The sequence below is a fragment of the Thalassospira sp. Z349TD_5 genome (assembly GCF_056173045.1).
The window spans coordinates 4247671-4260326 of record NZ_CM149654.1; the positions used below are offsets into that span (position 1 = coordinate 4247671).

Annotated in this window: 11 protein-coding genes; 2 read left to right on the plus strand and 9 right to left on the minus strand. The window is 54.7% G+C overall.

Annotated features, from left to right (window positions below; genetic code table 11):
- Nucleotides 1-36: 36 nt before the first annotated feature.
- The 5 genes from AC0VXT_RS19495 to AC0VXT_RS19515 form a co-directional block, all read right to left on the minus strand.
- Nucleotides 37-1878: an OpgD/OpgG family glucan biosynthesis protein gene (locus AC0VXT_RS19495; RefSeq protein ID WP_475546745.1), complete on the minus strand. Its 1842-nt coding sequence runs from the start codon at nt 1876-1878 to the stop codon at nt 37-39.
- Nucleotides 1879-2215: 337 nt separating this feature from the next.
- Nucleotides 2216-3814: a gamma-glutamyltransferase family protein gene (locus AC0VXT_RS19500; protein WP_475546746.1), complete on the minus strand. Its 1599-nt coding sequence runs from the start codon at nt 3812-3814 to the stop codon at nt 2216-2218.
- A 9-nt stretch (nt 3815-3823) separates the two neighbouring features.
- Entirely contained in the window at nt 3824-5347 is a 1524-nt protein-coding gene (locus AC0VXT_RS19505) for a tripartite tricarboxylate transporter permease (protein ID WP_022732803.1), read from the minus strand.
- Nucleotides 5348-5362: 15 nt separating this feature from the next.
- Nucleotides 5363-5914 carry a tripartite tricarboxylate transporter TctB family protein gene (locus AC0VXT_RS19510; protein ID WP_475546747.1) on the minus strand — a complete coding sequence of 184 codons (552 nt, stop codon included), beginning with the start codon at nt 5912-5914 and terminating at the stop codon, nt 5363-5365.
- The gene (locus tag AC0VXT_RS19515; RefSeq protein ID WP_102783693.1) at nt 5911-6855 is read right to left on the minus strand and encodes a tripartite tricarboxylate transporter substrate binding protein; all 945 of its coding nucleotides are present in this window, start codon (nt 6853-6855) and stop codon (nt 5911-5913) included. Before AC0VXT_RS19515 ends, AC0VXT_RS19510 begins: the two co-directional genes overlap by 4 nt.
- A gap of 236 nt (nt 6856-7091) precedes the next feature.
- Between AC0VXT_RS19515 and AC0VXT_RS19520 the strand changes: the two genes are divergently transcribed.
- Together AC0VXT_RS19520 and AC0VXT_RS19525 are read left to right on the plus strand one after the other, a co-directional pair.
- Nucleotides 7092-7925 carry a sulfite exporter TauE/SafE family protein gene (locus AC0VXT_RS19520; RefSeq protein WP_028791615.1) on the plus strand — a complete coding sequence of 278 codons (834 nt, stop codon included), beginning with the start codon at nt 7092-7094 and terminating at the stop codon, nt 7923-7925.
- A 110-nt stretch (nt 7926-8035) separates the two neighbouring features.
- The gene (locus tag AC0VXT_RS19525) at nt 8036-8707 is read left to right on the plus strand and encodes a FadR/GntR family transcriptional regulator (RefSeq protein WP_475546748.1); all 672 of its coding nucleotides are present in this window, start codon (nt 8036-8038) and stop codon (nt 8705-8707) included.
- A gap of 11 nt (nt 8708-8718) precedes the next feature.
- Here the strand turns inward: AC0VXT_RS19525 and AC0VXT_RS19530 are convergent, their stop codons facing one another.
- The 4 genes from AC0VXT_RS19530 to AC0VXT_RS19545 all read right to left on the minus strand — a co-directional run bounded on the left by AC0VXT_RS19530 (nt 8719) and on the right by AC0VXT_RS19545 (nt 12625).
- Nucleotides 8719-9477 carry an aspartate/glutamate racemase family protein gene (locus AC0VXT_RS19530; RefSeq protein WP_475546749.1) on the minus strand — a complete coding sequence of 253 codons (759 nt, stop codon included), beginning with the start codon at nt 9475-9477 and terminating at the stop codon, nt 8719-8721.
- Nucleotides 9474-10310, minus strand: coding sequence for an ABC transporter permease (locus AC0VXT_RS19535; RefSeq protein ID WP_475546750.1), 837 nt, complete (start codon nt 10308-10310; stop codon nt 9474-9476). The genes AC0VXT_RS19530 and AC0VXT_RS19535 overlap by 4 nt, the downstream gene beginning before the upstream one ends.
- A gap of 2 nt (nt 10311-10312) precedes the next feature.
- On the minus strand, nt 10313-11170 hold the full coding sequence (locus AC0VXT_RS19540; protein WP_475546751.1) for an ABC transporter permease: 858 nt from the start codon (nt 11168-11170) through the stop codon (nt 10313-10315).
- A gap of 138 nt (nt 11171-11308) precedes the next feature.
- Complete coding sequence (locus AC0VXT_RS19545; protein ID WP_277279142.1) at nt 11309-12625, minus strand: ABC transporter substrate-binding protein; 1317 nt, start codon at nt 12623-12625, stop codon at nt 11309-11311.
- Between the last annotated feature and the right edge of the window lie 31 nt (nt 12626-12656).

Sequence of the window (12656 nt, forward strand, 5' to 3'; positions counted from 1 at the left end):
TGATCAGCGGTCTGATGGACGGTTCTGAAAACCGGGTCAAAAGACCCACGGCATCGTCCAGGTTTCACTTAGGACCTGTTCGTCATACAAAAGGAACGCACGCAAATCGCTGCTGGCAACATCGCCGTCACGCAGCAGATCAAATATCACCCTGACCCCGCCGTTTTCCCGATCGGCCATCAGGCGGATGTTTTCAACCGTGCCATGGGCTGCACTGACGTTTGCCTTCATCTTAGCGATGTTTTTACTGAAATAGTCAAGATCACCACCGGCAAAGTTCAGAACGAACCGGGTTTTGGCCGGCTCATCATCGCCTTGAGGTGCAATCCGCATGATCCGGGTATCTGTCGCCTGTGCCATCTGGTGCAGATCATCGCCGTCACGGGTTGCGGTAATGCTGTATTCGATCTGCATTTCACCGCCCGCCACGGGTTTGGTTTCCGGCACCCAATAGGCAACGATATTGTCGTTGCTTTCGCTCGGGATCGGGATTTCAACCAGTTCGACATGGCCCTTGCCCCAGTTGCCCTTGGGCGTCACCCAATAGCCGGGTTGCTGATCGAAACGACGATCAAGGTCCTGATAGTGGTCAAAATCGCGGTCACGCTGCAACAACCCAAACCCACGCGGGTTTTCATCAAGGAACGAACTGATCTGCAAATTGACCGGGTTATCAAGTGGCCGCCACAACCATTCACCATGACCGTTATTGATCAAAAGGCCATCGCTTGAATGCACTTCGCCGCGATAATCTTCAAAGGTGCGGCGACGCTGTTCGCCAAACAGGAACATGCCATTCAATGGCGCAAGGCCGACCTTCTCAATGCCTTCGCGGAAAAACAGATTGGCGCGAATATCGGCTTTGCTGTCCGCACCCGGTATGATGTCAAACCGATAGGCCCCGGTGACGCGCGCACTATCAAGCAGCGCGTAAACCGTGATTTTGCGTTCGCCTTTTTTGGGCGCCACAATCCAGAATTCACGAAATACTGGCACTTCTTCGCCGGTTGGACCGGCCAGATCAAGCGCCAACCCACGTGCCATCTGACCAATCGACTGGCCTTCGCCCTGCAAACGGAAATAAGACGCGCCTAAAAACCGCGCCAGTTCATCGTTGCTGGTGACATCGGACAACGGATAGCGCAGCCGGAACCCGGCATAGCCCTGTGTCGAAAAATCATTCCCCGACAATCCGGCCTCGCCAAAATCAAACAGCCCGGCGGAATAGGGCACAACCTGCAAATTGCCATCGCGCACAAGATTGATCGCAATCGGCACGTCATACATGTTGCCCGGATGGAACAGCTCAAGCGAGAAGCCGGAATTTGCCTGACTGAAAAACGCCCTTTGTGACTTGAACCTGATCTGGTCGTATTCTTCGGCACTCAGATTGGCCAAGGCGTCAGGCAAGTCACGATGCGGATCCTCAAACGGCTTTGCCGCCAGCGCACGGGCGCGATCAATCACCATTTTCGGATCAAATGCCACCGGAACAGACGTAACCGGCTTGTCCTGATCAACAGCAGCCGGGGGTGTTGCGTCAGTTGGGCGCGCCGTTGTGTCGTCTTGCGGGGCGGGTTCATTTTGCGGATCTTGCACCGGGACGACGTCCGCGCCCGATGGCGCAGCCTCGTCTGCCACAGGCGTTGCTTCATCTGCCACAGGCGTTGTTTCGTCCGCCACAGGCGTTGCAACCGTTGCCGCACCGGGCTTCGGCTTTGCCGGCACCACGGCATCACCCTGCGACGCCGCAGCAGGTTTGCTATCCTGCGCCAAGGCCGTATGTGATGTGCCCAGCACAATGGATCCGGCTGCAAATGCAACCAGAAGGACATGTTTCAAGCTCAGCGCTGAACGCCGTTGACTGTTTTGCATCATTCTCGTTTGAGTTACCCAACCAATGGACTTCTTTGGAATCCTGATTGTGTTTGTGCGCAAAAAACGAGGCAGGAATGTGTCGCGATAAGGGAAAGAATCCGGAATGTCGCGTCAGGCATGCCCCCCATTGCATCCGAAATACGCCCAACCGCCTTTTGCGCAAAATGGTATTTTTGCATGGGCTATGGTCCTGAAATGCGGGGATTTCCATCTTGACAGAACCGCGAATTTAAAAGGCAGGCTTTGCATTTGTGCCGCCCATAAAAAAGGGTCGGCCCATTTCAGGGCCGACCCGGACTTCAGATGACTGCGAATGCCGATCTGAAAGACCTCTTAATCAATAGCCAACCGCACAGCCATCCTTGCGCGGATCAGACCCCGCAACATAGCCAACATCGGTTTTGGCGATCAATTGTGCGCCCCCAAACCCGAAATTGGTGCTGTCTGGTGTTTCGACCGCAATGGCGTGACCCTTGGCTTTCAACCCGTCAATGACGTCAGCACCAAGCGATGCCTCAACCGCAACTTCAAGCCCCGAAAGCGCCTGCCAGCGCGGTGCATCAACAGCCGTTTGCGGGTCCTGCCCCCAAAGCTGGGTGCGCAGGGTCATTTGCAAATGGCCTTGTGACTGCATCGGGCCGCCCATGACGCCAAAGCTCATCACCGGATTGCCGTCATCCCCCATCAGGAACGCCGGAATGATCGTCTGGAACGGACGTTTGCCGCCCGCAACATGGTTGGGATGGCCCGGTGTCAGGCTAAAGCCATGACCGCGGTTTTGCAGGCTGATCGACGTGCCCGGCACCACAACGCCTGAACCAAAGCCCATATAGTTCGACTGTATAAACGACACCATCATGCCGTTTTCATCAGCCGCGGTGACATAGACAGTCCCGCCATGCTTGGGCGCACCGGCCTTGAAATCCTGGGCGGTATTCGTATCAATCAGTGCAGCCCGTGAATTCAGATACTCATCAGACAAAAGATGTTCGACCGTGACATCGGTCATGTAATCCAGATCGGCGACATAGGCGCGCATATCGGCGAATGCCAATTTCATCGCCTCAATCTCAAGATGCAGTGCCTCGACCGAGTCGGGCTCATAATCAGAAATGTTGGTATGGCGCAGAATGCCCAAGGCAATCAGGGCCGAAATCCCCTGCCCGTTTGGCGGGATTTCATGCAGCTTCACCTTGCCAAAGCTTTGCGAGATTGTGCCAACCCAGTCGGCCTTGTGATTGGCAAGATCATCTTCGGAAAGGGCCGCCCCATTTTCCTTGGCAAAGGCCGCGATTTTGGCCGCCAGTCTACCCCGGTAAAAGCTTTCGCCCTTGGTCTGGGCAATATCAATCAGGCTATCGGCGGCGGCTTTATTGACAAACAACTCACCGGCCTTGGGCGCCTTGCCACCGGGCAGGAACGCCTCGGCAAAACCGGGTTGTTTGCCCAGCGTCTGACCGCCTTTTTCCCACAAGGTCGCAATGATCGGCGAAACCGCAAAGCCACGCGATGCATATTCAACAGCCGGTTCGAACAGTTTTTCAAACGGCAGTTTGCCAAATTTATCGGAAATTTCACGCCATGCGGAAACCGCACCCGGCGTTGTCACCGATTCCCAACCGCGTTGCGGCATTTTATCAGCCCCGGCAAACCGTTCCGGAGTCCATGCCCCGGGCGCACGACCAGATGCATTCAACCCATGCAGTTCCTTGCCATCCCAAATGATCGCATAGGCATCCGATCCCAGCCCATTGCCGGTCGGCTCCACCACGGTCAGTGCAATGGCCGATGCCAGCGCCGCATCAGCCGCATTGCCCCCGGCAAGCAACATGCGCAAACCGGCCTGTGCGGCCAGAGGTTGGGACGTGGAAACGATGTTGCGCGCCAAAACCGGTGACCGGCGTGAGGCATAAAGCGCGTCATGACGAAGTTTCATTGGAGTCTCCTAATCGCCGTCTTGTTCATCGGTGACAGCGCGGTTTTTCTTACGCATCTTCAAAACAGACCGGATGCTGAAAATGACAGACAGCAAGGCTGCGGCCAGTAGCACCGCCGAAATCGGGCGGGTAAAGAACACCGTCCAGTCGCCGTCACTCATCAAGGCACGGCGCAGGTTGGTTTCGGCAATCGGTCCCAAAATCACGCCCAGCACCAAAGGTGCCAGCGGGTAATCAAGCGATTTAAGCCCATAGCCAACCAACCCGATCGCACCAAGCAGATACAGGTCCGTCACACGGTTATTGAGCGCAAACGCCCCGATCACACAGCAAATCATCACGGTCGGCACGATGAACTGCTTGGGAATGTCGGTCACGCGCAGGAACAGGCGCATCGACAGCACACAGACCACCAGCATCATCAATGACGCCACAATCATGGCAATGAACATACCATAGGCCAGATCGGCATTATCCATGATCAGGCGCGGGCCAACCGAAATGCCATGCACCATCAGGGCCGCCATCAGGATCGCATCAACCGCTGATCCGGGAATGCCCAATGCAATCATCGGGATCAAACCGCCACCGGCCGTCGCAGAGTTCCCGGCTTCCGACGCGATCACACCATCTGGTGTGCCCTTACCGAATTCTTCGGGGGTTTTGGAGCTGCGTTTGGCCTGATCATAGGCCAGAAGGTTCGCAATCGAGCCACCGGCACCGGGAAGTGCCCCAATAAACACACCGATCAGGGAGGACCGAATAAGGTTCACCGGATGCATCAGAACTTCGCGCATCACGGCCCAGGTTTTGAATTCGATCACATCGGGGATCAACGCCCCCTTGGTTTCTGATTTGCCATCATCTTCGACTTCACCCATCAACTGGCTGATGGCAAAGATGCCGATCAAGACAATCAGAAACGGCAGGCCCGGCATCAGAATGTCCGAGTCAAACGTCAAACGCGGACGTCCCATCATCGGATCGGGCCCAACGGTCGCCAGACCAAGGCCAATCACACCGGCAATCAAGCCACGCATCAGTGAATTACCGACAAGCGATGCAACAATCGTCAGCGCAAACACGATCAACGAGAAATATTCCCAAGGACCAAGTTTAACCGCGATCAGGGCCAATGGCGGTGCGGCAACAATCAGAATGATGGTCGAAATGATCGTGCCAAAGAACGATGACCAGACACCCAGCGAAAGCGCACGCCCCGGTTCCCCGCCCCGCGCCATCGGATAGGCGTCAAAGGTGGTGGCAACCGAACTTGGTGTTCCGGGGATCCCCAAAAGGGCCGCACTGATCAGGCCGCCGGTATAGCCACCGACATAGACCGACAGCATCACCGAAACGCCCTGCAACGGATCCATGGCGAAGGTCAGCGGCAAGGTCAGAATGATTGCCATCGTAACCGTAAAGCCCGGAATGGCCGCTGCAACGATCCCGGCAACGGAACCAATCAGCATATAAATCAGGGTATCGAATGCGAAAACCTGATGGGCACCGGCAAGAAATGCATCCAACATGATCGTAAACTTCTGTTAGCCCGCGAACAGCACGCCGCGCGGGAGAAACACGTTAAAGACTTCGGCAAACAGCAGATTCAAGCCAACCGAGAAAATCAGGGCGGCGATCAGGGACTGAATGACGGTCTTTTTCGAAATACCTGCGATCATAAGCTGCGTGATCAGCAGAAAGGCAAAGGTCGCCAGCGAAAATCCGGCATAGGGCAAAACGCCAAGATAGATCACCAGCAAGCCAAACAGCGCAAAGGCAAACCGGCGCACCTTGAGCCATTCAGCCAAAGCCGCACCAAGACCACTTAGGTGACCGGTCTTGCGAAGATCAATGACGGTCCGAACTGCCGAAATCAGGCACAACACCGCCAGAACGGCAAAAACCAGCTTGGGGAACGACCCCGCGCCAAGAGGTTCCCAGCGTGATGTCGGCAACGCACTCGCCCGGATGGACAGGTAAACCGACCCCAAACCAAATACGATGTATGAAATCAGCCGTGCGAATTCTGACCTTGCACGAGAAGCAGCGGATGCATCTGCACCCGCTGCTGCTGATTTCTCAGCCCCGTTCGTCATCCTGCGAGCTTGCCAACCAGACGGTTAACAGTTTCAGACAGTTTGCCGAGGTAGGCTTTGTATGCGTCCTGACCAAGGAAGACCGGCTCGGAACCAACATTTTTGATTTTGGTCCGGACGTCTTCGTTCTGCATGACTTTTTCCAGATGTGCTTCAAGCGCATCTGCAACGTCCTGCGGCGTGCCTTTCGGAAGAACAACACCACGGGTCACAGCAAGATCAAGATCCTGACCAAGTTCCTTGAAGGTCCGAACATCAGGCTCTTCGGCGGTACGTTCTGGCATGCCAACAGCGGCAAAGATCAAATCGCCATTTTCAACAAACTGGCCTGCCGATGAAACGTCACCGATGGCAACGTCGATGTTGCCACCAACCAGTGCACGGATGCGCTGACCGGTACCTTCATACCCGACATAGGAAAACTGAATGTCAAAAGCATCTTCGATCATGGCCATGTGCAAATGCGGCACACCGGCAAGGGTCACACCGGCACGAACGGCACCGGGATGATCCTTGGCATAGGCAACCATTTCTTCAAAGGTCGAGAAATTGTCGTTCTTTGACAGCGTGAGATACTGCGGTGACGAAGTCACCAGCGCGATCGGCATGAAGCTGTCCCAGTTCAGGTCCGTAATGCCGGTCCCGTTTGAAATCAGAAGACCTTCGTGGATCTGCGAAATCGTATAGCCATCTGCCGGACGCTTGGCGAATTCTGCCAAACCAACATTGCCGCCAACGCCGGGCATGTTGATCACAGGAACAGCCTGACCGGTTTCTTCGGCAAGACCCTGTGCAACAAGACGCATCTGCGTATCACTGCCGCCACCCGGGCCCCATGGGACGATGAATTCAATTGGTTTCGTCGGATAGTCTTGCGCCTGCGCCGGGCCGGCAATGGCAGCAGCCATCAAACCGGCGGCAACGGCAATCTTGCGGAACATGGTAAGTGCCTCCTGATGAGTTATTCGAATCAATCAAAACCAATTAAATTTTGGTTCCGTCATTTTGTCGGCATATTGTTGTCATCTGAATATTGTATTCGCAAGCCTAAAAACGCATTTATGCGTATTTTTCGCGATATTTCACGTATTGTTGCGCAAATTTATTGCCAATCTGCAATCACTGGCGTTAGTACCTATACAGATGTAATCGCAAAATTGGTTTGGATTGGTTTGAGATGATTGAAATTGAAGGCACCATGAGCCTCTATCTGGTTTGGGGCGCTGCCATGCTGTTTGCCGGCGTTGTCGGTGGGATCATGGCCGGGCTTCTTGGTGTGGGCGGTGGCATTGTTATTGTGCCGGTGCTCTATCACTTTTTGACCACCATGGGGGTCGACGAGTCGTTGCGCATGCAGGTCGCAGTCGCCACCTCGCTGACCACAATCATCGCCACCGCCATCTCATCCACCCGAAGCCATTATAAAAAAGGGTCGGTTGATACGGCCCTTCTGAAACATTGGGGACCGGCCATTATCGTCGGCGTGATCATTGGGACCGCCATTGGCGGCCTTGCCGATGGTCGGGTTCTGACAATTGTGTTTGCCGTTGTTGCCCTTCTGGTGGCCGCCAACATGATCCTGGTCAAGGACCGCGAAACGGATGAGGCCAAAAATCCACCGAAGTCAGTCTGGGCCGTACTGGGTGTGATTGCCGGCAGCCTGTCGGCCATGATGGGGATTGGCGGCGGCACGATCTGTGTGCCAGTGCTGAATTTCCTTGGCTATGACATCCGCCGTGCGGTTGGCACGTCTGCGGCCATCGGTTTGATCATCGCCATCCCCGGCACGATTGGCTATGCCATGTCGGGCATCGGCGTTGACGGGCGCCCGCCGTTCTCAATCGGCTATGTCAATGTTCTGGCCGCCGCCCTTTTGATCCCGATGACGGTTCTGTGCGCACCAATTGGTGCACGCATTGCCCACACCATTCCACGCCGGGCATTGCGCATGTGTTTTGGCCTGTTTCTGGCTGTGACATCATTGCGGATGTTCTATGACCTGATTAACTGATATCAGTTCAGACAAACGTCAAAGCCGAACCAGTCCTCTGGGAAATGACACCGCAAAAAATGGGTGCGGATTGGTTCGGAATAGGGATCGCCATAAAAAGAATAACGACCATGCATGATATCGCGACACAGGGACTGGCCGAGAAACTCAAAGCAGGATTTTCAGACGGCAGCTTCGTCAAAGACGGGCGCGTCATTGCCGAACGCAACCTTGCCGAAAAACTTGATGTTGGCCGCCGCGCCCTTCGCAAGGCATTTGATTTGCTTGAAGCCGAAGGCCTGATCTGGCGCCGTCAGGGACAAGGAACCTTTGTTGGCACCCCGCCGACCCCACGCCTGCGCAAGCTTGAAGGCATCGCCACCAAAACCAGCCCGTTCGAAATCATGGAAGTCCGTCAGGAAATCGAACCGTCCATGGCCCGCTTTGCCGCCCTTCGTGCATCACAGGGCGATATTGATGCCATGCGCACCATGGTCGAAAATGCCGCCCGCGCGACCACACAGGGCGAATATGAAAAATGGGATGCGGCCTTTCACCAGAAACTGGCGGAATCGGTTAAAAACACCCTGTTTCTGGCGGTGTTTGAGGCGGTCAATGCCGTGCGCCGCGATGCCGCGTGGGCCCGCATGCGCGAAAGCAGCCATTCCGGCAGCCTGATCAACGACCTAAGTCGGCAACACCATGAAATTGTCGATGCGATTGAACAGCGCGATCCAAAACGCGCTGAAGACGCCATGCGCCGCCATCTGGCACAGGTCGAACAGGCCCTAAAACAAAGCTGAGCGCTTGTTGCTCAACCTTGCGGGGCGAAACCGGCAAACATCCCGTGATACGTCTTAAGCGGCGGGCTGGCATAGGCCCCGACCTTGCTGGTGTGAAGACCCAGCATCGCCATGGCCTCAATCATCTTGACTGCCGCACTGACCCCGTCAATCACCGGCACGCCAAGCTCGTCCTTTAGACGGTCGGCAATATCGGTCATGCCCGCACACCCCAGAACGATGGCTTCTGACCGGTCTTCTGTCAGGCTGGCTTTTGCCTGTTTCTTAAGCGCCTGATAGGCCGCGTCTGCCCCATCGCCTTCGAAATCAAGCGTTCGGACACCCGCCGCACGGACAACACATTGCGAGGCCGCGCCATACTTCGCGACCAGATGTTCAAGCGGACGGACCGATACCGGCATCGGGGTGACAATGGCAAACCGCGACGCCACGGCGGCGGCCATGCGAAGCGCCCCTTCGCACAGGCCCAAAACTGGTGCGCTGGTCAAACAGCGTGCCGCATCAACCCCGGTATCGTCAAAACAGGCAACCACATACCCGCCAACCGGATTAGCCGCATGATCGGGTGCGGCTTCAAGGTCGCGGATCACCGACAACAACCCGACACTGGCAAAGGCCTCGTCGTAATATCCTTCGATGCTGGCCGGGCCAAATTGCGGATTAAGCGCGATGATATCAGTATTCGCGCCAACAATACTGCGTGCCTGATCGCCAACCTTTCGGGTGAACCCCTCTGAAAGGTTGGGATTGATAACCGCGATCTTGCTCATGCTTTTTGCCCTTTGCGCATTCTTAGGATCGCCACCGATCCAAGGGCAAGTGCGATCACCAGGAACGAGAACCCGGTGGTCACCGTGCCCAGCGCATACAGAACTGGCGTCGTGACATTGGTGGTCATGCCATAAATCTCAAGCGGCAAGGTATTAAGTGCGCCTGCCGTCATCAAAGTGCGGGCAAATTCATCGTAAGACAGGGTAAAGGAAAACATCGCCACCCCGATCAAACTCGGCCCGACCATCGGCAAGACAACATATTGAATGGTTTGCCAATTGCTCGCCCCCAAATCACGCGCAGCTTCCTCATAAGACGGATCAAACCGGTTAAACACGGCAAACATGATCAAAAGCCCGAACGGGAAGGTCCATGTCAGATGCGCACCAAGGGCGGATGTGAACCATTGTGGTTGCCATTCGATGATGTTGAACAGCAAGCCAATCCCCAGCGAAATCAGGATGGAGGGCACGATCAAACTGGCAATCGCCAGATAGAACACCACGCTGTCGCCCTTAAACCGGCGGCGGAACGCCAGACCGGCCATAAAGGACACCACCACGGTGACCACCATGACAATCAGGCCAAGCTTAAGCGACCGCAAAAACGACCCGCCAAAATCACCGACCGCCTGACGTTCAAACAGATTGCCAAACCAGTGGAACGAAAATCCGTTCATCGGGAAGGTCAAACCACCATTCTCGCCCTGAAACGACAGGATAAAGATCGTCAGCATCGGCCCATAGAGGAACAGGACAAACAGGGTGAAAAACGCGGCAAGGAAGTAAAAACTCGTCGGACGCCGTTCACGGGTCTTGCGCGACATTGCCATGATTACAGCTCCTTCCTGATATCGACCAACCGCAACAATCCGGTCACGATCAACAGAACCGTAATCAACAGCACCACCGCACTGGCCGCAGCGGCCGGATATTGCAACAGCCCGATTTCATTGGAAATCTGCAAACCAACCGATGCACTTTGCCCGCCACTCATCAAACGCACCGTGATGAAATCACCCATCACCACCGTGATGACAAAAATCGATCCGATGGCAATGCCCGGTTTGGACAGCGGTACGATCACTGATTTCAGGGTTTCAAACCCGCTGGCCCCGGCATCGCGGGCCGCCTCGATCAGGGACCGGTCAATCCGCATCATCGAATTGAAAATCGGCACCACCATGAACAGGGTATAGAGATGCACATCTGCCAACACGACTGCGAAATCGGAAAACAGAAGGAACTCAAGTGGTTGATCAACAATACCCATATTGATCAGTGCGGAGTTCAAAAGCCCGTTGCGCCCCAAAAACGGTATCCACGAAATCATGCGAATGATGTTTGAGGTCCAGAACGGGATGGTACACAGCATAAACAGCACGATCTGCCACGTCAGGCTGCGGACATGGAAGGCCAGGAAATAGGCCACCGTAAAGCCGATCAGAAGGGTAAACACCCACGTTAAGGCGGCATATTTCAAGGTATTGAGATAGATGCTCCAGGTCACCGAAGACCCAAGCAAGTAGCTATAATTTTCTAAAATAAAATCAGGCAGGATTCGGTATTCGTCATAATCCCAGAAACTGACAATCACGATGGTCAGCAACGGAATGACAAGAAAGACCGCAAAGATCGCCGCCATTGGCGTGATCAGAAAATAAGACGATCGTTTGGACCTATCAGAAGCCATGGTCTGTCCCTGAATGCCTGCCGGAATAAATGGTCAAATAAGGAATGATCAAGTCTGGCATTTGAAATCAATTAGTGTCTGAACCCAATTGGGTGCCGGGCGCGGCATGAACCGCGCCCGACAATGTCTGTCGCCAAATTATGCGGCGACGAATTCGTTCCACTTGCGGATCATGTGCTTGTTCTCGTCCATGACAGAGTTCCAGCATGCGACCGAGCCCATACGTTCTTCGTACGAACCGCCATCGCGCACGGCACCGGCTTTTTCCATCACCTTGCCTTCTGGGCTGAGGATATCGCCTTCGGCAGCTTTGCCTTCCATCCAGAAGCCCCATTCGTCTTCGGACATGAACTTTTTCGCAGTTTCAGGCGCAGCACTGTAATAGCCCTGACGGTTCAGATACGCACCGACCCAGCCCGAAAGGTACCAGTCGATATATTCATAGGCTGCTTCCAGTTCGAGACCCGAAAGGTGCTTGGCAAGACCAATACCGCCACCCCATGCGCGGTAACCTTCTTTAAGCGGCTGGTACTTACAGGCGATGCCTTTGGAACGCACGGCCGCAACTGCGGGTGACCACATCGACTGAATAACAACTTCGCCCGACGCCATCAGATTGACCGACTCATCGAAGCTTTTCCAGAACGCACGGAACTGACCGGCATTTTTGGCTTCGATCATGATCGCGATGGTCTTGTCGATTTCCTCCTGCGTCATGTTGCCTTTATCGCCATAGGTCATTTCACCCATGGCTTCGCACACCATTGCCGCATCCATAATGCCAATCGACGGGATGTTCAGGATCGATGCTTTGCCTTTGAACGCCGGATCGAGCAGATCAGCCCAGCTGTCAATCGGACGGTCGATCAGGTCCGGACGAATGCCAAGGGTATCAGCATTGTAAATGGTCGGGATCAGGGTCATCCACTGGGTCGGTGCGGATGCAAAATCAACGCTGTCGGGACCTTCGACAAAACCCACCTTATGCGGTGCGGTACCTTGGGCGATTTCGGAATCCGGGGTCAGTTTACCGGTAATGAACAGCTTGGAAATCGCGTCATAGTTTTTAAGCTTGGTGGTGTCCATCGGCTGCATGGTGCCGGCCGGGAAAACCTTTTTACAAATCCAGTATTCGATATCGGCGATATCAAATGAATTTGGCTGGGTCACTGCACGCTGGGCTACCGCGTCCGAATCAAGGGCGGTCATCTGAAGCGTAAAGCCAAGGTCTTCTTTCACCTTATCGGCAACCGCATTGATGTTGGAAACACCCGTGCCGAACTGACGCAGGGTTACATTTTTGATGTTCTGCGCCCAGATGGTTGGAAAGCCGGTAATTGCGCCCGAACCAATGGCCGCACCGGTGGTAATTGCCGCACCCTTAACAAAGCTACGACGCGAAACGCCGGTATCGGTAAGAAGATTCTTCGCTGATTTTTTGATGTCGATCGTCATGTGAAGCACTCCTGATAGTTTGTTTGGTTTG

Excerpts from the sequence above, each read along its gene's own strand:
- AC0VXT_RS19510 (WP_475546747.1), bottom strand. The coding sequence starts at position 5,914 with ATGACGAACGGGGCTGAGAAATCAGCAGCAGCGGGTGCAGATGCATCC.
- AC0VXT_RS19515 (WP_102783693.1), bottom strand. The coding sequence starts at position 6,855 with ATGTTCCGCAAGATTGCCGTTGCCGCCGGTTTGATGGCTGCTGCCATT.
- AC0VXT_RS19520 (WP_028791615.1), top strand. The coding sequence starts at position 7,092 with ATGATTGAAATTGAAGGCACCATGAGCCTCTATCTGGTTTGGGGCGCT.
- AC0VXT_RS19500 (WP_475546746.1), bottom strand. The coding sequence starts at position 3,814 with ATGAAACTTCGTCATGACGCGCTTTATGCCTCACGCCGGTCACCGGTT.
- AC0VXT_RS19535 (WP_475546750.1), bottom strand. The coding sequence starts at position 10,310 with ATGGCAATGTCGCGCAAGACCCGTGAACGGCGTCCGACGAGTTTTTAC.
- AC0VXT_RS19525 (WP_475546748.1), top strand. The coding sequence starts at position 8,036 with ATGCATGATATCGCGACACAGGGACTGGCCGAGAAACTCAAAGCAGGA.
- AC0VXT_RS19530 (WP_475546749.1), bottom strand. The coding sequence starts at position 9,477 with ATGAGCAAGATCGCGGTTATCAATCCCAACCTTTCAGAGGGGTTCACC.
- AC0VXT_RS19495 (WP_475546745.1), bottom strand. The coding sequence starts at position 1,878 with ATGATGCAAAACAGTCAACGGCGTTCAGCGCTGAGCTTGAAACATGTC.
- AC0VXT_RS19505 (WP_022732803.1), bottom strand. The coding sequence starts at position 5,347 with ATGTTGGATGCATTTCTTGCCGGTGCCCATCAGGTTTTCGCATTCGAT.
- AC0VXT_RS19545 (WP_277279142.1), bottom strand. The coding sequence starts at position 12,625 with ATGACGATCGACATCAAAAAATCAGCGAAGAATCTTCTTACCGATACC.
- AC0VXT_RS19540 (WP_475546751.1), bottom strand. The coding sequence starts at position 11,170 with ATGGCTTCTGATAGGTCCAAACGATCGTCTTATTTTCTGATCACGCCA.